At 39.8% G+C, this 20,715-nt stretch carries 30 protein-coding genes; 27 read left to right on the plus strand and 3 right to left on the minus strand.

All coding sequences use genetic code 11. From position 1 onward, the window contains the following. Positions 1 to 9: 9 nt before the first annotated feature. From ACFPYN_RS06335 to ACFPYN_RS06445, 23 genes are all read left to right on the plus strand, one after another. Positions 10 to 195 (plus strand): type Z 30S ribosomal protein S14, encoded by a 186-nt coding sequence (locus ACFPYN_RS06335; protein ID WP_016429895.1) that lies wholly within the window; start codon positions 10 to 12, stop codon positions 193 to 195. A gap of 29 nt (positions 196 to 224) precedes the next feature. Next, positions 225 to 623: a 30S ribosomal protein S8 gene (gene rpsH / locus ACFPYN_RS06340; RefSeq protein WP_377733157.1), complete on the plus strand. Its 399-nt coding sequence runs from the start codon at positions 225 to 227 to the stop codon at positions 621 to 623. 29 nt (positions 624 to 652) lie between these two features. Next, positions 653 to 1,192 (plus strand): 50S ribosomal protein L6, encoded by a 540-nt coding sequence (gene rplF, locus ACFPYN_RS06345; protein ID WP_377733158.1) that lies wholly within the window; start codon positions 653 to 655, stop codon positions 1,190 to 1,192. Between the two features lie 32 nt (positions 1,193 to 1,224). Further along, positions 1,225 to 1,581, plus strand: coding sequence for a 50S ribosomal protein L18 (gene rplR / locus ACFPYN_RS06350; RefSeq protein ID WP_377733159.1), 357 nt, complete (start codon positions 1,225 to 1,227; stop codon positions 1,579 to 1,581). 21 nt (positions 1,582 to 1,602) lie between these two features. Further along, positions 1,603 to 2,103, plus strand: a complete 501-nt coding sequence (gene rpsE, locus ACFPYN_RS06355; protein WP_024536516.1) for a 30S ribosomal protein S5 — start codon at positions 1,603 to 1,605, stop codon at positions 2,101 to 2,103. A gap of 15 nt (positions 2,104 to 2,118) precedes the next feature. Beyond that, positions 2,119 to 2,298: a 50S ribosomal protein L30 gene (gene rpmD, locus ACFPYN_RS06360; RefSeq protein WP_108586014.1), complete on the plus strand. Its 180-nt coding sequence runs from the start codon at positions 2,119 to 2,121 to the stop codon at positions 2,296 to 2,298. Between the two features lie 32 nt (positions 2,299 to 2,330). After that, positions 2,331 to 2,771: a 50S ribosomal protein L15 gene (gene rplO, locus ACFPYN_RS06365; RefSeq protein ID WP_024536518.1), complete on the plus strand. Its 441-nt coding sequence runs from the start codon at positions 2,331 to 2,333 to the stop codon at positions 2,769 to 2,771. Then, positions 2,771 to 4,063 (plus strand): preprotein translocase subunit SecY, encoded by a 1,293-nt coding sequence (gene secY / locus ACFPYN_RS06370; protein ID WP_377733160.1) that lies wholly within the window; start codon positions 2,771 to 2,773, stop codon positions 4,061 to 4,063. Before rplO ends, secY begins: the two co-directional genes overlap by 1 nt. Positions 4,064 to 4,126: 63 nt before the next feature. Beyond that, a complete protein-coding gene (locus ACFPYN_RS06375) occupies positions 4,127 to 4,780 on the plus strand; it encodes an adenylate kinase (protein ID WP_377733161.1) in 654 nt (217 codons plus the stop codon). 418 nt (positions 4,781 to 5,198) lie between these two features. Beyond that, positions 5,199 to 5,417 carry a translation initiation factor IF-1 gene (gene infA, locus ACFPYN_RS06380; RefSeq protein ID WP_016429904.1) on the plus strand — a complete coding sequence of 73 codons (219 nt, stop codon included), beginning with the start codon at positions 5,199 to 5,201 and terminating at the stop codon, positions 5,415 to 5,417. A gap of 37 nt (positions 5,418 to 5,454) precedes the next feature. Next, a complete protein-coding gene (gene rpmJ / locus ACFPYN_RS06385; protein WP_000868344.1) occupies positions 5,455 to 5,568 on the plus strand; it encodes a 50S ribosomal protein L36 in 114 nt (37 codons plus the stop codon). A gap of 23 nt (positions 5,569 to 5,591) precedes the next feature. Then, on the plus strand, positions 5,592 to 5,957 hold the full coding sequence (gene rpsM, locus ACFPYN_RS06390) for a 30S ribosomal protein S13 (RefSeq protein WP_377733162.1): 366 nt from the start codon (positions 5,592 to 5,594) through the stop codon (positions 5,955 to 5,957). A 25-nt stretch (positions 5,958 to 5,982) separates the two neighbouring features. After that, a complete protein-coding gene (rpsK, locus tag ACFPYN_RS06395) occupies positions 5,983 to 6,372 on the plus strand; it encodes a 30S ribosomal protein S11 (RefSeq protein WP_017381495.1) in 390 nt (129 codons plus the stop codon). 139 nt (positions 6,373 to 6,511) lie between these two features. After that, the gene (locus tag ACFPYN_RS06400; RefSeq protein WP_377733163.1) at positions 6,512 to 7,456 is read left to right on the plus strand and encodes a DNA-directed RNA polymerase subunit alpha; all 945 of its coding nucleotides are present in this window, start codon (positions 6,512 to 6,514) and stop codon (positions 7,454 to 7,456) included. A gap of 52 nt (positions 7,457 to 7,508) precedes the next feature. Next, positions 7,509 to 7,889 carry a 50S ribosomal protein L17 gene (gene rplQ / locus ACFPYN_RS06405; RefSeq protein WP_024536523.1) on the plus strand — a complete coding sequence of 127 codons (381 nt, stop codon included), beginning with the start codon at positions 7,509 to 7,511 and terminating at the stop codon, positions 7,887 to 7,889. Positions 7,890 to 8,273: 384 nt separating this feature from the next. After that, a complete protein-coding gene (locus ACFPYN_RS06410) occupies positions 8,274 to 9,119 on the plus strand; it encodes an energy-coupling factor ABC transporter ATP-binding protein (protein WP_377733164.1) in 846 nt (281 codons plus the stop codon). Continuing rightward, positions 9,095 to 9,967, plus strand: coding sequence for an energy-coupling factor ABC transporter ATP-binding protein (locus tag ACFPYN_RS06415; RefSeq protein WP_377733165.1), 873 nt, complete (start codon positions 9,095 to 9,097; stop codon positions 9,965 to 9,967). The genes ACFPYN_RS06410 and ACFPYN_RS06415 overlap by 25 nt, the downstream gene beginning before the upstream one ends. Further along, positions 9,964 to 10,761 carry an energy-coupling factor transporter transmembrane component T family protein gene (locus tag ACFPYN_RS06420; protein WP_377733166.1) on the plus strand — a complete coding sequence of 266 codons (798 nt, stop codon included), beginning with the start codon at positions 9,964 to 9,966 and terminating at the stop codon, positions 10,759 to 10,761. Before ACFPYN_RS06415 ends, ACFPYN_RS06420 begins: the two co-directional genes overlap by 4 nt. Positions 10,762 to 10,778: 17 nt before the next feature. Further along, positions 10,779 to 11,528, plus strand: coding sequence for a tRNA pseudouridine(38-40) synthase TruA (gene truA, locus ACFPYN_RS06425; protein ID WP_377733167.1), 750 nt, complete (start codon positions 10,779 to 10,781; stop codon positions 11,526 to 11,528). Between the two features lie 167 nt (positions 11,529 to 11,695). Continuing rightward, on the plus strand, positions 11,696 to 12,133 hold the full coding sequence (rplM, locus tag ACFPYN_RS06430; protein WP_377733168.1) for a 50S ribosomal protein L13: 438 nt from the start codon (positions 11,696 to 11,698) through the stop codon (positions 12,131 to 12,133). 29 nt (positions 12,134 to 12,162) lie between these two features. Then, positions 12,163 to 12,555 carry a 30S ribosomal protein S9 gene (gene rpsI, locus ACFPYN_RS06435; RefSeq protein WP_377733169.1) on the plus strand — a complete coding sequence of 131 codons (393 nt, stop codon included), beginning with the start codon at positions 12,163 to 12,165 and terminating at the stop codon, positions 12,553 to 12,555. A 778-nt stretch (positions 12,556 to 13,333) separates the two neighbouring features. Further along, a complete protein-coding gene (locus tag ACFPYN_RS06440) occupies positions 13,334 to 14,143 on the plus strand; it encodes an alpha/beta fold hydrolase (protein ID WP_377733186.1) in 810 nt (269 codons plus the stop codon). 98 nt (positions 14,144 to 14,241) lie between these two features. Beyond that, a complete protein-coding gene (locus ACFPYN_RS06445) occupies positions 14,242 to 14,862 on the plus strand; it encodes a YitT family protein (protein WP_377733170.1) in 621 nt (206 codons plus the stop codon). Between the two features lie 207 nt (positions 14,863 to 15,069). Here ACFPYN_RS06445 and ACFPYN_RS06450 read toward each other — a convergent pair whose 3' ends face one another. Continuing rightward, positions 15,070 to 15,369, minus strand: coding sequence for a hypothetical protein (locus tag ACFPYN_RS06450; protein ID WP_377733171.1), 300 nt, complete (start codon positions 15,367 to 15,369; stop codon positions 15,070 to 15,072). 167 nt (positions 15,370 to 15,536) lie between these two features. Between ACFPYN_RS06450 and ACFPYN_RS06455 the strand changes: the two genes are divergently transcribed. The 3 genes from ACFPYN_RS06455 (at position 15,537) to ACFPYN_RS06465 (ending at position 18,251) form a co-directional block, all read left to right on the plus strand. Then, positions 15,537 to 16,241: a YetF domain-containing protein gene (locus ACFPYN_RS06455; RefSeq protein ID WP_377733172.1), complete on the plus strand. Its 705-nt coding sequence runs from the start codon at positions 15,537 to 15,539 to the stop codon at positions 16,239 to 16,241. 97 nt (positions 16,242 to 16,338) lie between these two features. After that, positions 16,339 to 17,052: an N-acetylmuramoyl-L-alanine amidase gene (locus tag ACFPYN_RS06460; protein WP_377733173.1), complete on the plus strand. Its 714-nt coding sequence runs from the start codon at positions 16,339 to 16,341 to the stop codon at positions 17,050 to 17,052. Positions 17,053 to 17,192: 140 nt separating this feature from the next. After that, positions 17,193 to 18,251 (plus strand): P-loop NTPase, encoded by a 1,059-nt coding sequence (locus ACFPYN_RS06465; RefSeq protein ID WP_377733174.1) that lies wholly within the window; start codon positions 17,193 to 17,195, stop codon positions 18,249 to 18,251. Positions 18,252 to 18,293: 42 nt separating this feature from the next. Here the strand turns inward: ACFPYN_RS06465 and gerD are convergent, their stop codons facing one another. After that, positions 18,294 to 18,881: a spore germination lipoprotein GerD gene (gene gerD / locus ACFPYN_RS06470; protein WP_377733175.1), complete on the minus strand. Its 588-nt coding sequence runs from the start codon at positions 18,879 to 18,881 to the stop codon at positions 18,294 to 18,296. Positions 18,882 to 19,029: 148 nt separating this feature from the next. On the opposite strand from gerD, the gene ACFPYN_RS06475 reads away from it, so the two are divergent. Further along, positions 19,030 to 19,707 carry a KinB-signaling pathway activation protein gene (locus ACFPYN_RS06475; protein WP_377733176.1) on the plus strand — a complete coding sequence of 226 codons (678 nt, stop codon included), beginning with the start codon at positions 19,030 to 19,032 and terminating at the stop codon, positions 19,705 to 19,707. Positions 19,708 to 19,733: 26 nt separating this feature from the next. Here ACFPYN_RS06475 and ACFPYN_RS06480 read toward each other — a convergent pair whose 3' ends face one another. Beyond that, positions 19,734 to 20,384 (minus strand): hypothetical protein, encoded by a 651-nt coding sequence (locus ACFPYN_RS06480; protein WP_377733177.1) that lies wholly within the window; start codon positions 20,382 to 20,384, stop codon positions 19,734 to 19,736. Positions 20,385 to 20,715: the final 331 nt, after the last annotated feature.

Consider the following 20,715-nt stretch of genomic DNA (forward strand, 5'->3'; position numbering starts at 1 on the left):
GGCGTAAACGTGGCTAAAAAATCAATGATCGCTAAACAAAAGCGCACGCCAAAGCATAATGTACAAGCTTACACACGTTGTGAACGTTGCGGTCGTCCGCATTCGGTCTTACGTAAATTTAAACTTTGCCGTATTTGTTTCCGTGAGCTTGCTTACAAAGGACAAATTCCTGGCGTGAAAAAAGCCAGCTGGTAATCCCCTAAACTGGGAAGGAGGTTAATGTAATGACAATGACAGATCCGATTGCAGATATGCTTACACGTATTCGTAACGCGAACATGGTTCGCCACGAAAAGTTAGAGTTACCTGCATCAAACATGAAAAAAGAGATCGCTGAGATCCTTAAACGTGAAGGTTTTGTTCGTGACGTAGAATACGTTGAAGATAGCAAACAAGGTATCATTCGTATCTTCTTGAAATACGGTCAAAACAACGAACGCGTTATTACTGGTTTGAAACGTATTTCTAAACCTGGTCTTCGTGTGTATGCGAAGACAAATGAAGTACCAAGAGTATTAAATGGCCTTGGAATTGCTTTAGTTTCAACTTCTAACGGTCTATTAACAGATAAAGAAGCACGCGCTAAACAAGTTGGCGGCGAAATCGTAGCTTACGTTTGGTAAAAAGCAACAATCGAATGGAGGTGCAATAAATGTCTCGTGTAGGTAAAAAACCAATTGAGGTTCCTGCTGACGTTACTGTAACTATTGGTAAGAACAACGATGTTACTGTAAAAGGTCCAAAAGGCGAGCTTACTCGTACTTTTAATGCAGATATTAAAATCGAAAAAGAAGAAAACGTTGTTACATTAACACGTCCTTCTGATTCAAAAGATCACCGTACGATTCACGGTACAACTCGTGCTTTGCTTGCAAACATGGTTGAAGGTGTTTCTAAAGGGTTCGAACGTAGTCTTGAATTAGTTGGAGTTGGTTACCGTGCTTCTTTACAAGGAGAAAAACTTGTATTGAACGTAGGTTTCTCACATCCAGTAGAATTCACTCCTGAGAATGGTTTAGTAGTAGAAGTTCCTACAAATACTAAAATCATCATCAAAGGAATTGACAAAGAACGCGTAGGTGCATTAGCATCAAATGTTCGTCAAATTCGTCCACCAGAGCCGTATAAAGGCAAAGGTATTCGTTATGAAGGCGAAGTAGTTCGTCGTAAAGAAGGTAAAACAGGTAAATAATGCTGCCTAAGCATTAGAAAGGAGTGACCTCTGTGATTACGAAACAAGATAAAAATCAAGTTCGTAAAAAACGTCATGCACGTGTACGTTCTAAAATCACGGGTACAGCTGAACGTCCTCGTTTAAATGTATTCCGTTCTAATAAACATTTATATGCGCAATTAATCGACGATACTGCTGGTGTAACACTTGTAAGTGCTTCTACTATGGAAAAAGATTTCGATGGTACTGGTAACTTAGAGTCTGCTACAGTAATTGGCGAAACAATCGCTAAACGCGCTTCTGAAAATAACATTAAAGTTGTTGTTTTCGACCGTGGCGGTTACTTATATCATGGTCGCGTAAAAGCTATAGCTGAAGCTGCTCGCGAAAATGGCCTAGAATTTTAATAAGAAGGAGGGACACATTTCATGCGTCACATTGATCCAAACAAACTTGAACTTGAAGAACGCGTAGTAACAATTAACCGCGTAGCTAAAGTTGTAAAAGGTGGACGTCGTTTCCGCTTCACTGCATTGGTTGTTGTTGGTGACAAGAATGGCCACGTAGGATTCGGTACTGGTAAAGCACAAGAAGTACCAGATGCTATCCGCAAAGCAATTGAAGATGCGAAGAAAAACCTGATCGAAGTGCCTATGGTACGTGGTACAACTCCACATTTAATTATCGGTAACTTTGGCGCTGGTGAAATTTTAATTAAACCTGCTGCTCCTGGTACCGGCGTTATCGCTGGTGGTCCAGTTCGTGCTGTACTTGAGCTAGCTGGTATTACTGATATTCTTTCTAAATCTCTTGGTTCTAACACACCGATCAACATGGTACGTGCTACAATCAACGGTTTAACTGGTCTAAAACGTGCTGAGGATGTTGCTAAATTGCGCGGCAAGTCAGTTAAAGAGTTATTAGGTTAAGGGAGGGAAATGACAATGGCAAAATTACAAGTTACCCTCACTAGAAGTGTAATCGGGACTAAACCTGGTCAACGCAAAACTGTAGAAGCTCTTGGTTTACGTAAAATGCATCAAACTGTTGAGCATGCTGACAACGTAGCTATCCGTGGGATGGTTGAGAAAGTAGCTCATTTAGTTTCTGTAAAGGAACTATAATTAGTATTTTAGATTAAGGAGGTGCCACCCATATGAAATTGCATGAGTTAAAACCAGCAGAAGGATCTCGTTCAAACCGTAAACGTAAAGGTCGCGGGATTGGTTCTGGTAATGGTAAAACTGCAGGTAAAGGTCATAAAGGTCAAAACGCTCGTTCTGGCGGCGGTGTTCGTCCAGGATTTGAAGGCGGTCAAAACCCATTATTCAGACGTTTACCAAAACGTGGCTTTACGAACATTAATCGTAAAGTTTACGCTATTGTTAATCTTGATACACTTAACCGTTTCGAAGAGGGCACGGAGGTAACACCTGCATTGCTTATTGAAACAGGTTATGTGAGCAGCGAAAAAGCTGGAATCAAGATTCTGAGTAACGGAACTCTTGACAAAAAGCTTACTGTGAAAGCTCACAAATTCTCTGCTTCTGCTAAAGAAGCTATTGAAGCTGCGGGCGGACAAACAGAGGTGGTTTAATGTTTCAGACAATCTCCAACTTTATGCGCGTTAGAGATATAAGAAATAAAATCATTTTTACTTTGTTAATGTTGATCGTTTTTCGTATCGGGACATTCATCCCGGTACCAAACGTTGACGCACAAGTGTTGCAAGCTACAGACCAATTTAGTTTGATTGGTTTCTTAAATACATTTGGTGGCGGTGCTCTTGCTAACTTTTCGATTTTAGCAATGGGAATCATGCCGTACATCACGGCATCTATCATTGTACAATTGTTGCAAATGGATGTTGTACCGAAGTTTACGGAGTGGGCAAAACAAGGTGAAGTCGGAAGACGTAAACTTGCTCAGTTCACACGTTACTTCACAATTGTGTTGGCGTTCATCCAAGCGATGGCGATGTCTTACGGGTTTAACCGTATGTATGACGGCTCTTTAATTAAAGCTGATGGCATTTCAACGTATATTGTTATAGCTATTGTGTTAACAGGCGGAACTGCGTTCCTTCTTTGGTTATCTGAGCAGATCACTGCTAAAGGTGTTGGTAATGGGATTTCCATTATCATCTTTGCAGGTATCGTTGCTGCGATTCCAGGGGCTGCTAACCAAATCTATGCACAACAATTAGATGGCGCTGGTGATGATTTATTCATCCGTATTGGTATTATGGTACTTCTAGTTTTAGCGATAATTGCCGTTACTGTGGGAGTTATTTACGTTCAACAAGCGTTGCGTAAAATTCCAATTCAGTACGCAAAACGTGTTGCTGGCCGCGGTGCTACTGGCGGACAACAAACACACTTACCGTTAAAAGTGAATGCTGCGGGAGTAATCCCAGTAATCTTTGCGGTTGCATTTATTATTACGCCTCAAACACTTTCTACTTTCTTTGGACAGAATAATGTAACGGATTTTATTCAGAACACATTTGATTATTCGAAACCGGTGGGCATGCTCATCTATGTTGCGTTAATCATTGCATTTACGTATTTCTATGCGTTCATTCAAGTGAATCCTGAAAACGTTGCAGATAATCTGAAAAAACAAGGTGCTTATATTCCGGGAATTCGTCCAGGGAAAAACACACAAGACTATTTAACAACTGTTTTGTATCGTTTAACTTTCGTGGGTGCGATCTTCCTAGCATTAGTTGCAATCATGCCGATTTTGTTCATTAACTTCGCTGGTCTTCCAGCTTCTGCTCAAATCGGTGGAACAAGCTTACTAATCGTTGTCGGTGTTGCACTGGAAACGATGAAACAGCTAGAAGCACAACTAGTGAAACGTCATTACAAAGGTTTCATGAAATAAAGTTTGGTTTTGAGGGACGTCTTCGTTCCTTTTAACCTGCAAATTATGCAGGGGGCAAAACGTATGAATATCGTTTTAATGGGTTTGCCGGGTGCAGGTAAAGGCACTCAAGCAGATAAAATTGTTGAGAAGTACGCAATCCCTCATATTTCTACAGGCGACATGTTCCGAGCAGCTATAAAAGGCGGCACGGATCTTGGCCTAAAAGCCAAATCGTTTATGGATGAGGGTGCATTAGTACCTGATGAAGTAACGATCGGAATCGTTCGTGAAAGATTAAGCAAATCTGATTGCGATAACGGATTTTTATTAGACGGGTTTCCACGTACAGTTCCTCAAGCGGCGGCACTTGATGCGCTATTGGCTGATCTGAACAAAAACGTAGAACACGTTTTAAATATTCAAGTTGAGCAAGAAGAATTGATTAAGCGCCTAACGGGGCGTCGCATCTGTAAAGTTTGTGGCACTGCGTATCATTTAGTCTTCAACCCACCTCAAGTAGATGGTGTTTGTGACAAAGATGGAGGCGAGCTTTACCAGCGCGCGGATGATAATCCGGAAACGGTCACTAACCGTCTGGAAGTAAATATGAAACAAACACAACCTCTACTCGACTATTATGGCGACAAAGGTGTGTTAACAAATATTAACGGTCAGCAAGACATTCATAAGGTATTTGCTGATTTAAATGCTCTTTTAGAGAGCAAACGCAGCTGAATCTAGCGGCAAGCTTGTAAACGAATTTTTTTTCGAGAGCTGCAAAAGCAAATTATGCCCGCTATACGTAGAACGAAATAGCAAGTGTCGCGTTTAAGAGGATCCCTTTGTCCTTTCGTGCATTTCTACTTCCGACGAGGTATAATGGGTTTCGTGGAAGCATCTGTGTAACGGATATGGTGGAACTCATCCAAGACATTCCGAGCGTTCGTGTTTACATGAGGGAGACAGGTTCACCCCGGTCAGTCTACTCCGTAGGTTGCCAGAAGCGAAGCCTGACGAGTGTCTTTCGAACATCTCTCATGCAAAGCAAACCTATGTTGAAACGAAAAGAGTCCATTGCGGATTTGATTTGCGGAACATGCCGTTTGATTTGCTGATGAGACCTGATTTTTTATACAGAAGGGAGACAGGGTTGATGGCGAAAGACGATGTAATTGAAGTCGAAGGAACAGTTGTTGAGACTTTGCCCAACGCGATGTTTAAGGTAGAATTGGAAAATGGTCACACGATTCTTGCTCATGTTTCGGGCAAAATCCGTATGCATTTTATCCGCATCCTACCTGGAGATAAAGTCACAATTGAACTTTCTCCTTACGATTTAACTCGCGGACGTATCACATACCGTTTTAAATAATCTTTTGCACTCCGGACCACTAAGGAGGTTGGGTTAGATGAAAGTAAGACCATCTGTGAAACCGATCTGCGAAAAATGTAAAGTTATTCGCAGACGCGGTAAAGTAATGGTAATCTGTGAAAATCCTAAACATAAACAAAAACAAGGCTAATTTGAAGGAGGTGCACGACACACATGGCTCGTATTGCTGGTGTTGACATTCCGCGCGATAAACGCGTTGTTATTTCATTAACATATATTTTCGGTATTGGTAAAACTACTGCACAAAAAGCTCTTGCAGTTGCAGGAGTTTCTGAAGAAGCACGCGTTCGTGATCTTACAGAAGACGAATTAAACAAAATTCGTGAAGCAATCGGTGCTTTCAAGGTTGAAGGAGATCTTCGCCGTGAAGTATCATTAAATATCAAACGATTGATGGAAATCGGTTCATTCCGTGGTATCCGTCATCGTAGAGGTTTACCTGTTCGCGGTCAAAATACGAAGAACAATGCGCGTACGCGTAAAGGTCCTCGTAAAACTGTTGCTAACAAGAAAAAATAATACGTAAAGGAGGTTTCTTCCTAACATGGCACGTAAACAACAAACACGTAAGCGTCGTGTGAAAAAGAATATCGAATCTGGTATTGCTCACATCCGCTCTACATTCAATAACACAATTGTAACAATTACAGATATGCAAGGAAATGCAGTATCTTGGTCAAGTGCTGGTTCACTTGGTTTTAAAGGATCTCGTAAATCGACGCCATTTGCTGCGCAATTGGCTGCCGAAGCAGCTGCTAAGTCATCTGTTGAACATGGTTTGAAGACGTTAGAAGTAACGGTTAAAGGTCCTGGTGCAGGTCGTGAAGCTGCAATTCGTGCACTTCAAGCTGCAGGTCTTGATGTTACAGCTATTAAAGATGTAACTCCAGTTCCACATAACGGATGCCGACCACCAAAACGTCGTCGCGTGTAATAGGTGCCTCTCAATCAAATGATTGAGAACATCATTTCTTGTACAAACTGAGTTGTGCAATCACCGATAAGTCTAGTACCTATCGATTTCTGATGGAACGAACCTATACATTCGATGTTTTGAAGGAGGGTATATTTGAATGATCGAAATTGAAAAACCAAAGATTGAAACGGTTGAGATCAGCGAAGGTGCCAAATTTGGCAAGTTTGTTGTAGAACCGCTTGAGCGTGGATATGGAAACACATTAGGTAATTCCCTACGTCGTATACTTTTGTCTTCTTTACCAGGAGCTGCAGTAACTTCTATTCAAATTGATGGCGTTCTTCACGAATTCTCTACTATAGAGGGCGTAGTTGAAGATGTTGCTTCAGTTATTATGAATGTGAAGAAATTAGCTCTAAAAATCTACTCTGATGAAGAAAAAGTCATCGAGATTGATATTAAAGGTGATGGACAGGTTACAGCTGCTGACATTACACATGACAGTGATGTAGAAATTTTAAATCCTGATCTCTATATTGCAACAATCGGTAAAAATGGTCATTTGCGTATGCGTATGTATGCACAACGCGGCCGCGGTTACACTCCTGCTGATCAAAACAAACGTGAGGATCTTCCTATCGGCGTGATCCCAATTGACTCTATTTATACTCCAGTTTCACGCGTCAATTTCCAAGTAGAGAATACTCGTGTTGGTCAAATGACTAATTTCGATAAACTTTCTCTAGATGTGTGGACAGATGGCAGCATCGGTCCCAAAGAGGCGATTTCGCTTGGAGCGAAAATTTTAACTGAGCATCTAAACATTTTTGTTGGGATGACTGATGAGGCACAAACTGCTGAAATCATGGTCGAAAAAGAAGAAGATCAAAAAGAAAAAGTGTTGGAGATGACAATCGAAGAGCTTGATCTTTCTGTTCGTTCTTATAACTGCTTGAAGCGCGCGGGTATCAATACGGTACTTGAGTTAGCTAATAAGTCAGAAGACGATATGATGAAAGTTCGTAACCTTGGACGTAAATCACTAGAAGAAGTTAGAGCGAAGTTAGATGAGCTAGGCTTAGGATTACGCAAAGAAGACTAAGCGACTTTTTTGATAAAGCAAGATTAATATTCAACAAAGGAGGTAAACATCTATGGGTTACAGAAAACTTGGTCGTACAAGTTCTCAACGTAAAGCGATGTTGCGTGACTTAACAACTGACTTGATCATCAACGAACGTATTCAAACGACTGAAGCTCGTGCGAAAGAAGTGCGTTCAGTTTGTGAGAAAATGATTACATTAGGTAAACGTGGAGATTTGCATGCACGTCGTCAAGCTGCAGCATATATTCGTCGTGAACTAGTAACAGCTACTGATGAAGAAGGCAATGAATCAACAATTTATGCTTTGCAAAAATTGTTTGATGATGTAGCACCACGCTACGCTGATCGTCAAGGCGGATATACACGTATTATGAAAATGGGACCTCGTCGTGGAGACGGAGCACCAGTAGTAATAATTGAATTAGTTTAATTCAACAAAATTTGAAGAGGGTTCTAGGTTAGTAGCCGCCCTCTTTTTTTACAAAAGATTTATACGACATAATGAAAAGCAGAGCGTTACAATGAGCGGGCCTTTGGCAGCGACTCGTCTAGCTCTACGCACCTCATTCACGTATACGGTCTGAGCAACCGAATACGATACAGACATAGAAGAGCGCATTTCTCTGAATGAGGTGCGCGCTTTTTTATTTTATTTCACTGATGCAACATAGTAAATATGCGGATCCTATATAAAAAAAGACATCAGTATACACCTTTGTTGGTGTATACTGTGTTTTTGTAATATCGTAAAATAACAAATAGATGAGTTAGAGTTGAGTGGAGATAGAGCTGAGTTAGAGGAGGTAAATGTTTTATGAACGAAATCTTATCATTACGTGATGTTACCTATAGTTATACACCGGAAGAACCGGAGACGCGTAAAGCACTAGACCAAATCTCTTTTTCTGTTAACGATGGCGAGTGGATTGCAATCGTTGGTCATAATGGTTCGGGTAAATCCACAATGGCGAAACTCATGAATGGTCTTTTATTTCCTCAAGGTGGGGAAGTGCGAGTTCTTGGTGAAACGCTTAATGAAGAAAATTTATGGGACATTCGTTCACAAATGGGCATGGTTTTTCAAAATCCAGACAATCAATTTGTCGGAGCAACCGTCCAAGATGATGTCGCTTTTGCTTTGGAAAATAACGGGATTCCGTTTGAAGATATGGTAGTACGTGTCCATGAGTCACTTAGCCAAGTGAAAATGGAGAAGTTTTTAAATAGTGAACCACATCATTTATCTGGTGGTCAAAAGCAACGTGTAGCTATTGCTGGGGCGCTTGCATTAAAGCCAAGAATATTAATATTGGATGAGGCAACCTCGATGCTTGATCCGCAGGGACGAGAAGAAGTATTATCAACGGTTCATCGATTACGTGAAGAAACACATTTAACGGTGTTGTCTATTACACATGATTTAGAAGAGGCATTGCTTGCTGATCGAATTCTTGTCATGAATGCTGGCCGTAAATATGCGGAAGGCACACCTGCCGAGATCTTTTCGCGTGGAGAAGAGTTAGTTGCACTCGGTTTAGATTTACCGTTCGCTTTAAAGATGAGCAACCTGTTGTTAACTAATGGAGTGAGCTTAAAAGATACGCATATGTCAGAGCAAGAGTTGGTGAAAGATATATGGACATCAAACTTCAACAAGTAGGATATGCCTATGCGAAAGATACACCTTTTGAAAAACGTGCACTAGTCGATGTGAACTTACATATTCCGTCAGGTTCATACCACGCAATTATTGGTCATACTGGTTCGGGTAAATCCACTTTGCTGCAACACTTAAATGCACTGTTAAAACCTTCTGAGGGCACGGTCATTATTGGGGATTTGGCGATTCAGGCTGGTAAGAAAGTGAAAAACTTAAAGCCGGTACGTCAAAAAATCGGTATTGTCTTCCAATTCCCTGAACATCAATTATTTGATGAGACGGTATTAAAAGATATTATGTTTGGCCCTTTAAACTTTGGTGTCTCTAAAGAAGAGGCTGAGAAACGTGCGCGCGTTTTAGTTGAACAATTAGGTTTACCTGAAGACGTGCTGCATAAATCACCGTTTGACTTGTCAGGTGGTCAAATGCGTAGAGTGGCCATTGCAGGCGTTTTGGCTATGGAACCAAGCGTACTAGTACTAGATGAACCTACGGCCGGTCTAGACCCTCGTGGACGTCTAGAAATCATGGATTTATTTCATAAGCTACATGTGGATAAAGGATTGACGACAATTTTAGTCACTCATTCCATGGAAGATGCCGCGCGTTACGCGGATCGTGTCGCCATTATGCATGAAGGACAATGCGTATTAAGCGGAGATCCCATCGATATTTTTGGAAATGAAGAGAGACTTGCAGAATTTCGACTAGCTGCACCTCGTGTCGTACGTTTTCAACGTGAATTTGAAGCTTTGCTTGGCTATCCATTACCAAAGCTATGCGTAACCGAGGAACAGTTGGCTGAAGAAATAGCTCGCGTTGTTCAAGGGGAGCGTGAGTCTATATGATGGAGAAAATGATTTTTGGTCGTTATATTCCAGGGGATTCATTCATTCATAAATTAGACCCTCGCTCAAAACTAACATTTGTGTTCTTATTTATTGCAGTGGTCTTTTTAGCAAATAATGCGCTGACATATGCTTTGTTATTAGCGTTCACATTTGTAACGGTGTTATTTTCACGTATTCGTTTGTATTTCTTGGTTAATGGATTAAAGCCTATTTTGTTTTTACTGGTGTTTACTTTCTTATTACACATCTTCTTTACTAAAGAAGGAGATCTATTGTTTAAATGGCAATTTATCGAAGTGTACGAGGAAGGGTTAAAACTAGGTATTTTCATAGCTATACGCTTTTTAGTGTTGGTCTTTATCACATCTATATTAACGTTAACGACTTCACCGATATCTATTACAGATGGCTTGGAGGTATTATTAAATCCCTTTAAACGATTTAAATTACCTGTCCATGAACTTGCATTAATGATGTCAATTTCGTTGCGCTTTATTCCAACATTAATGGATGAAACAGATAAAATTATGAAAGCTCAAATGGCACGTGGATCAGATATTAGTACAGGGTCCATAAAAGAACGAATTAAAGCGGTCGTTCCCTTGTTAATCCCATTGTTTGTCAGTGCCTTTAAACGTGCTGAAGATTTAGCTGTGGCGATGGAAGTACGTGGCTATCGTGGCGGAGAAGGTCGAACGCGTTATCGTCAATTGAAATGGGATTGGCGAGATTCTACGGTCCTACTATTGTTAGGAGCTGTGACAGTGGTTCTTTGGTTGTTGCGATCGTAAAACTGGAGGGAACGTTAGTGAAACGTTTAAAAGTAACAATCATGTATGATGGATTTGGTTTTGCCGGCTACCAAGTACAGCCGAATGAACGAACTGTTCAACTTGAGTTAGAGAAAGTACTAACTAATATGCACAAAGGAACAATTGTGAAAGTCGTTGCGAGCGGTCGAACGGATGCTGGAGTCCACGCAACTGGACAAGTTATTCATTTTGATACGGACCTTCAATTTCCGCTTAACCGTTGGCAAAAAGCACTCAATGCACAGTTGCCTGGAGATATTCGTGTGGTCTCTGTTGAAGAAGTTTCGAGTGAGTTTCACGCGAGATATGGGACAACTGGTAAAGTGTATCGATACAAATGGGGATTAGAAGACGTTGAGAGCCCTTTTAAGCGTCATTACGTCGTATATATACCAGGAGTTAAACCTAACGTTAATCTCATGAGAGAAGCAGCACAAGCGTTTTTAGGCGTACATGATTTTACAAGTTTTTGTTCAGCACGAACTGAAGTAGTTGATCGAGTTCGACATATAAAGCGTCTAGAATTGCTGGAAAATGAACAAGGAGAACTTCATATGGTCATTGAAGGTGACGGTTTTTTATACAATATGGTCCGAATTATTGCGGGGAATTTATGGGAAGTAGGCATCGGCAAGCGAGAAGCGTCTGACATGGCACACATCCTCTCAGCTATGGACCGAAAAAGAGCCGGAAAAACGGCTCCAGCGCAAGGTTTATACTTAGAATCGGTGTATTATGCTGAATGAAGCAACACGTCCTGGTGTTTTGAAATAATTCCTTGACTTTTTATCCGTGGCGTTATATGATGACACATGGTATTTCATTAACCCCACAATAAGCCCCGAAACTTGTTGTTGATGATGATATAGAAGAATTTTAACTAATATTAGAACGAATTAGGAGGACAAAATACATGCGTACAACATTCATGGCTAAAGGTCACGAAGTAGAGCGTAAATGGTTAGTAGTAGACGCGGAAGGCCAAACACTTGGTCGTTTAGCATCTGAAGTAGCTGCAATCTTACGTGGTAAAAACAAACCAACATTCACACCACACGTTGACACAGGTGATCACGTGATCATCATCAATGCTGAGAAAATTCATTTGACTGGTAAAAAATTGACAGACAAAATTTACTACCGTCATACAATGTTCCCAGGTGGATTGAAAAAACGTACAGCATTAGAAATGCGTACAAACTACCCTACAAGAATGCTTGAATTAGCAATCAAAGGGATGCTTCCTAAAAACTCTTTAGGTCGTCAAACATTCACAAAACTTAATGTATACGCTGGATCAGAACATCCACATGCAGCACAATTACCAGAAGTTTATGAACTTCGCGGATAAATATTAAAGTTAAAGAGGAGGATACACCCTTGGCACAAGTTCAATATATCGGCACAGGTCGTCGTAAAAGTTCAACTGCACGCGTACGTTTAGTACCGGGCGAAGGTAATATCATTATCAACAAACGTGACGTAGAAGATTATGTTCCATTTGAAACTTTACGCTCAATCATCAAACAACCATTAGTAGCTACTGAAACTTTAGGCAGCTATGATATCCATGTAAACGTAAATGGTGGTGGATACACAGGTCAAGCAGGCGCAATCCGTCATGGTATTGCTCGTGCACTACTTCATGTAGATCCTGATTTCCGTCCAGCATTGAAATCTGCAGGATTGTTAACTCGTGATTCACGCATGAAAGAACGTAAAAAACCAGGTCTTAAAGGTGCTCGTCGTGCACCTCAGTTCTCAAAACGTTAATCTATATACATTTCAAGGCCCTCAACCATTTTGGTTGGGGGCTTTTTTAGTAGATAAGAAATATAATTTTAGTTCCATAAATCCAGTGGTTCAGGGACAAAAGATTGATTCATTAATATTGTTGATTTCCGTTTCAAGCGGACGCTTTCCGCGGGGCGGGCAGTGAGCCTCCTCGGTCGCTTCGCGATCTGCGGGGTCTCACCTGTCCCGCTGATCCCGCCGGAGTCGCCGCCTTCCACTACAATCCACGAAGTGAGTAGTAACCAACAACAATTTCAAATGCTTCTTGCGAAGACACGAATAAATGATTCTAAGTTAAGCTAGAGTTAGAACCAACCTATAATCGTAGTTGCCATCTATAGTTGATTGATGCCGTGCCCGCGAAAAGCGTCCACCGTAGCTTAAATCACCAGGCTACTATGGTTACTCTTCTCTTATGTAAATTTACTATTTTTGGTCAGCACCTACCCTATGAATGAGCCAAAAAACAAGACGATTCATCTTCTTATGAAGGTGAATCGTCTTGTTTTTTGCTTTGGTTATTTTGGGTGGAGATAATCACGAGAATCGACGAAGTTTCGCTCGCTGGGAAATTCATGTGTAAACTGACTTTTGTCGAGCCTTGTTATCTGCGGATGGTCACAGCTCCAGTTCTAAGTGTGTTCATTTGTGAACGACTGCGTCAATCGAATCGATACCCTCGTAAAGACATAGTTGAATGGCAAGAATCAAATGGACATAGGATGTAGTAAGAAAAAATGATTCAGGAGGAAGGTAAATCGGCTACTACATAACTGTTGAACAAGATGTGCAGATATTTGTTGAGGACATAGATCCGGGAAACGGTAAGCCAGTATTGTTTTTGCATGGATGGCCAGCCAATCACAAGATGTTTGAATATCAGTTCAATCAACTTCCACAAATGGGGTTTCGTTGTATTGGAATGGATTTCCGAGGCTTTGGGGATTCAGATCGTCCATGGAATGGCTATAGCTACGACCGGATGGCTGATGATATTCTTGCTGTTATTGATGCATTAGGGTTGGAAGATGTGATATTAGCAGGTCACTCAATGGGTGGAGCCATTGCCATTAGGTATATGTCTCGACATGCAGGACATAAAATTTCAAAACTTGCTCTTTTTGGAGCAGCGGCACCTGTATTTACTCAAAGTCCAGATTATCCGTATGGAAAAACGAAAGAAGAAGTAAATAAATTGATTCAAGATACATACACGAATCGTCCACAGATGGTTGCTGATTTTGGGGATATCTTTTTTACTCGATATCTAAGGGAAAGTTTTGTGGATTGGTTTCAAAGTTTAGGTTTAGCTGCTTCAGGTCATGCGACAGCCATGTGTCTCGCTTCACTTAGAGATGAAGATTTGCGCCAAGATTTAGCTAATATTCATGTGCCAACTGCCATTTTTCATGGAAAGCAAGACAAAGTTTGTCCATTTGTATTCGCCGAATTGTTGCATGCAGAAATAAAAGAATCGGAATTGATTCCTTTTTATTATAGTGGGCACGGCTTGTTCTACTGTGAGATGAAAAAATTTAATAGGGAACTGACACGCTTCATGACTTAGACGTTGGGCTATGAAAGACAGCAAAGGGGATATTTAAAATATTCTTTAATGACCAGCATATACATTTAGTAATGTGATTATAAAGAGGTGGAATACGATTGCCATTTATACATAAATCAATATCGATTATTGTGGGAAGTCTTTTAATGGCAACTGGTGTAAATGTTTTTTTAATTAATCATGAGCTGTTAGATGGTGGAACTTTTGGAATGGGTTTAATCCTACACTATTTAACAGGGTTCCAAGTGGGCTTAATGGTCTTGATGTTGAGTATTCCGGTGTTAATTCTTGCTTGGTTTTATAATCGATCTTTCTTATACAACAGTATTCATGGCATGATTTTTTCTTCCTTCATAGTGGATTTGACTTACCACCCATTGCGGGCGCTCGGATTTATTTTGGATCAAAATCCAATGACCAGTGCAATATTGGGTGGTTTATTTGTAGGGGCTGGAATTGGACTGATGCTACGCTTTGATATAAGCATTGGGGGGACTGATTTGCTTGGCCAAATTATCGCCAGTTATGCAAAGATAAATCCTGGAATGGTTATTTTTTTGATTGATGTCTTGATCGTTTTCTCGGGTACTTTTATTATTACGGATAGTTCGTTTTTATTGTCTTTTATCACGGTGATTTGTGTTGGGACAATGACGAGCTTATTAACCATAAACAGTAACAAGGCACACTCTCCAATTATTACGTTTGGAACTTTATAATAGATGTAAAATAGCCCTCTTCCTCTTTTGGAGGAGAGGGCTATTTCTTTGTTGTTCATAAAAAGGTGGTAGTAATTAACGGTTCATCAGGGAGTTTTGTAGAACCAAAGAGGAGTAGGGAGATGAAAATGACGAGTAAGAGACCATTAACAAATTCCACACCATCAAACTTAAATTTCTTTTGATTATAACTATTACTCAAATGGTTCACGTCCTTTTTTTATTCATTCGTTTACTTAGAGCTTCAAACACCTCATCAAGTGTCATATCGCCATTTTCATCTAAGAAATTAGCCATATTCTCCGATTTGTCGTCTTTTACACTTTGATATTGTCCGATTAAGGTAACGCTAATTGTGGGGGAATCACGAAATAACTGAACTGATTCTACTCTCAACTTTCCCAGAAGTAGAAGGGAGGCAGCAATGATGTCAAGATCCTTCCCTTTTAATAAGTCATGTAGGGTATATTTTGAATTCTTATGCTGATGGAAATGATGATCACTCAAATGAAATGCCCCCCTACCTCTATGGTATGTAACTTCAGTGGAATTGTTTGGATTTCATTAATCGGAACCCTCTTTTACAAGTAGGACAATCCTTTTAACTTGAATAAGTGCTTGTGATTTAGGAAATAATGAAGTCCTATGAAGTCGAAAAGAGGGGACTATCAAATATGAACTTAGAAGATTATAGTTTCTGGGAAATGATTGTGCGAACGACTGTCACTTTTTCAGTGTTACTTTTGTTAGCGCGAATATTAGGGAAGGAACAATTGAGTCAACTTACATTTTTTAATTACATCACTGGCATTACGATTGGCTCGATAGCTGGAGAGATTGCTGCACATGATGATACACATTACTTAAACGCCATTACTTCTTTAATCTGGTGGTCAATTCTTACGCTTCTCGTTAGTTATATATCATTAAAATCAAGTAGAGCAAAAGCAATGCTTGATGATAAACCGATGATCATCATTAAGAATGGCAAAATCTTAGAGGGGAATCTCAAGAAAAGTCGTCTTCCTATTGGGGATTTAAATATGTTATTAAGAATACAGGGGATTTTCTCAGTGAAAGATGTGCACTTTGCTGTGTTAGAAACAAACGGAGAGCTCAGTGTCTTTAAAAAAGTGGCTCAACAATCAGCCACAAAACAAGATGTGAAAGCACAAATCATTGTACCAAAATATATGCCCACCACAATAATTGCAGATGGTAAAATCATTGAAAAGAATTTGCCAGACCAAGGCTTAACGGAAGAATGGGTAATCAAGCAATTGAAAAGTCATGGAGTGAATTCAGTGCAACAAGTTTTTTATGCAGAAATCGAGTCGGATGGTACGATCTACATGGATTTGAGAGAAGATAACTCTTAATGACTGGAGAAGGTTTTAATTTAATTGCATCATTATTTTTCCTCATAGTTCGTATCGGACAAACGTATAGTGAGTGTAAAAGGTGGTGTCGTTCGCGTTGAAACGCTGGATAGCAATTGGACTTTTAATGTTAGTCTCTGTAACAGTTGTGGTTTATGAAACGCAAGCATCAGATCGCGCATTCTTTTTACCTGCGCCTCTTGGTGGAATGAAAATCGTGGTAGACCCTGGTCATGGTGGTATGGATGGAGGCGCTTCTATTGGAGAAGTCGTCGAGAAAGACATTACACTTGCACTTGGGAAAGCGCTTGAAAAGGAATTAAAACGTTTGGGTGCCGAAGTCGTAATGACTAGGTCGAATGAGGAAGATGCGGTAGCTGAACATAATCCGCAAGCAACTTTCCCGACCATTCGTGCAAGGAAAGTTGCCGATTTACAATTGCGTGAAGAAATGATTGCCAACACAGAAGCAGATTTATTTATCAGTGTTCATGTAAACTCTATACCTGATGCCAGATGGCGCGGAGCACAAGTGTTTTATCATAAGGATGGTCATGTAGGCGGAGCGGCAGTGGCAAAAGCAATACAAGGGGCCATCCGAGAGCATATTGGAAATACGGAACGTGAAGCACTTGCCATTAAGCAAGTATACTTATTGAAAAAGGCGACAGTCCCAGCAGTGTTAGTGGAAACAGGATTCTTAAGCAACCCAGATGAATTAAAATTATTGACGTCTAAAGATTATCAAGAGCAAATGGCTGAAGCGATTGCAGATGGGATTGAAGAGTACGTCGATAGTCAAATGCAGTAAAGTGGAGTCAAAAGAAGAGTTTAAAGAGAGTATCGTTTTATCAATGCTCCTATCCTTAACAGAAGTCCTATAATACCACCTAGCTATATTCGATATGATATACTATAGGACGAAATGCACATTAAAGGAGTGTCTCTAAATTGATGAATGAACAACAGGTTCGCGAACTGCTCGGGCAATTACAGGACCCTTTTTTACATAAAACGTTACTCGAAACAAACGGTATAAAAGAAGTATCAATTAAAGAAGAAAAAAATCATGTTAGCGTAAAGCTTGCGATTGCTAAAATAAACACTGCTGAACAAATGCAATTGCAAATGAAGGTAGTTGATGCGTTGAAGGGAGCGGGTGTTGGTACTGTCGGCATTCGCTTTGAAGAATTGCCTGCAGAAGTATTAGCGCAATTCCGTGGAACGGCAACTGCATCTGAAGCGCAAGATTTATTGTCACCATTAAATAAAGTCGAATTTATCTCCATTGCTTCTGGTAAGGGAGGCGTAGGGAAATCGACAGTTTCCGTTAACTTAGCAGTGGCGTTAGCTCGCTTAGGCAAAAAAGTTGGATTAATCGATGCAGATATATATGGCTTCAGCGTACCTGATATGATGGGTATTCAACAAAGTCCAAAAATTGAAGGTACACGCATAATTCCAGTTGAACGCTTTGGGGTTAAAGTCATTTCGATGGGCTTTTTCGTAGAAGATAACGCACCAGTTGTATGGCGTGGTCCAATGCTTGGTAAAGTCTTAGATCAATTCTTCAAAGATGTTGAGTGGGGCGAATTAGATTATTTATTGCTTGATTTACCACCAGGAACAGGGGACGTGGCACTTGATATTCATCAAATGATCCCTTCATCAAAAGAAATCGTAGTAACCACTCCACATCCAACCGCGGCTTTTGTTGCTGCGCGTGCAGGTGCTATGGCGCTTCAAACAGATCATGAAGTACTAGGTGTAATAGAAAATATGGCGTGGTTCCAATCGAAAACATCGAATGAGAAAGAGTATGTTTTTGGTAAGGGAGGCGGTCCTAAGCTTGCAGATGAGCTTCGCACAGAACTTCTTGGACAAATCCCACTAGGTCAACCTGATTGGAATGAAGAAGATTTTGCTCCTTCAGTGTATTCAGAAACACATTCAACGGGTAAATTATATGAAGAAATTGCGTTAAAAGTTATAAATAAACTAAAGAAATAAGTGTAAACCCCCGCTTGCATATGCAGGCGGGGGTTTGTATTTTTATGGTTTTTTCTCTTCTTCTTTTTTCTGACCACCACCAGATTCACCGGATTTCTCTTCTTCAGCGGCACCAGCAGCTTTAATCAATTCTTGCCATTTGGTTTTCAGAAGCGGGCTATCAACCGTTTCTTGCACAATTTCTTCGATTTCTTTGCGCATTGTAGATGATTGCAAGATGGTTTCCAATTGTTTCTGCATGTCAGGTTGTCCAAAGAATGTTTCTAATTCTTTTTGAAATGAAGCATCTTTCATTAATTCAGTCATGATGTCTTGTTGTTGCTCTTTCATGCTTTTTGCAAAGGTTTCAGAGAAAGTTGGATCTTTAAACGTATCTTTCCAAAATTTTTCCGCATCCTTTGATAGTAGAGTATTCTCAATCGAGTTTTTCACATCTTCTTGTTCCAAAATTAAAAGCTCTTTAAATTCAGGATCTGACAGCATTTGACGCATTACTTTTTTTCCTTCTTCAGTTTGCATGGTATCCGTAATCATTTTTTTTGTTTCTTCATATGAAGGAGTGCTGCTTTGTTGTGCTCCACCACAACCAGCTAATACGACGACTCCTATAAGAATTATCCATTTTCGCATACTTAACCTCTTTTCTTCCACTGACCTTTTCATTTATTGTTCACAAATTTCTTGAGAATATGTAGATATCGAATAGTAAATTAGATTTTTTACTTATTCGTTGATACAATCAAATGAAGAACTTGAGAAAAACGGAGGATTTTTTGTTGTGACGATACGAAATTGGTTTATATTTTTCTTCAAGGCACTTGTAATTGGCGGGCTCGTCACCGGTGTGCTTGGATTACTTATTCGATGGGAAGATGTATTTGCACCTTTTGTTGCCAGTGGAGAGTACGCTGAATTTGCTGTAAGTTTTTTATGGTTTGTATTCTTAGGTATGACGATGAGTGTTCTGAGTCAAATGGGATTCTTCGCATATTTAACCATTCATCAATTTGGCGTTAATATTTTCAAATCCCTAACATTGTGGAACTGGGTGCAACTATTAATTATTGCATTAGTTATTTTTGATTTAATTAAATTTCGTTTTATGCCGATTGCTAATTCGCAATCACAATTGTGGTTATATTTAGGACTTCTGGCTATTCTTTTAACGACGGGATTAGTCGTAGCTTATTTCAAAGCCAAATGGACGAAGAAACATGCTTTCATATCTGCGCTATTTTTTATGATTGTTATTACAACTTTGGAATGGTTACCCGTATTGATGGTAGATGAAAAAGATGTAGATCGTTATGTCACCATCTTATTGTTCCCATTATTAGCGGTAAATGCCTATCAATTATTAAAATTGCCAAAATACAATGCAAAGTCTGATGTAGATCGATTAAAGTTGGAAGAACGTCGAAAAGCACGTGCTCAAGCTACTAATGTAAAAGCATAAAAAAAGCATCCAGTTGGATGCTTTTTTTATGGGAAAGTTTTCGTTTGTGTTTTATAGCCAAACAATGTTTCTTCTATAGAAACAAATGGATGAGCTTTTTGGAAAGCAGTTAGCTCTTTAAGCACTACCCGAGTTTTCTGGTGTAATGCAACTGAAACGATATCTCCGTTTTGGATAGTAGGAGGATTACCTGTTGTCCAGTTAACGGAAGAGCTCACCATATTGATTTTGGAATCCCATAGTTGTTTCTTAAGTGGTTTTGGAAACGTGTGATCTTTTGTTCGATACCAAAGTGGAACTACACCAAATTCAGACTGGAAACGTTCAATTTCCTTTTTCAACAAATTCGGAGCTTCTTCGTATTGCTTGCCTTCTTGACCGAGCAATCCAACTGGAATGTTTTTTTCTTTGATTTTTTTAATGATCAAAGGAGAACGTTCAATCCAGTCTGCATCTAAAAAGAGAAGAGGATAAGGTTTCTCTAATTTAGATATCCATTCATCCACGTCTTCTCGACCAAAAGATAAATCAACAGTTAATGTCACGCCGTGATTGCCTTTCATCAAGACGTCAGGTTGATCAGTTACAAGGAATACGGATGTCCATTGCTCCTTTTGTTGAATAAATAGTAAGAAAATGAACAGACTTATAAAGGTGATTAACATGCGTTTTTTCATTGGATCACAACCCTTCATTACCTAGTTTATTTTTGTTCTTTTAAATTTATGATATTGTATTGACATTCTTGTTTGAAGGATGGTAAGATACATAAGTCGCTAAAGCAAGTGACAAACAAATATGTTAAGTCAAAACTTTTTGTTGACATGACAATTAGGTTTTGGTAAGATATAAGAGTTGCTGTTGAAACAGTGACGCAAACACATGAACCTTGAAAACTGAACAGCAAAACGTCAACTAACAAGCGGAACGCACTTCGGTGCCGGAAGCACAAACGTTTTCTTACGCCGACACCTGTTGGTATCGAAAACAAACTTGAACTTAACCGTT

This window comes from Paenisporosarcina macmurdoensis, assembly GCF_042658845.1.
GTDB lineage: Bacteria > Bacillota > Bacilli > Bacillales_A > Planococcaceae > Paenisporosarcina > Paenisporosarcina macmurdoensis.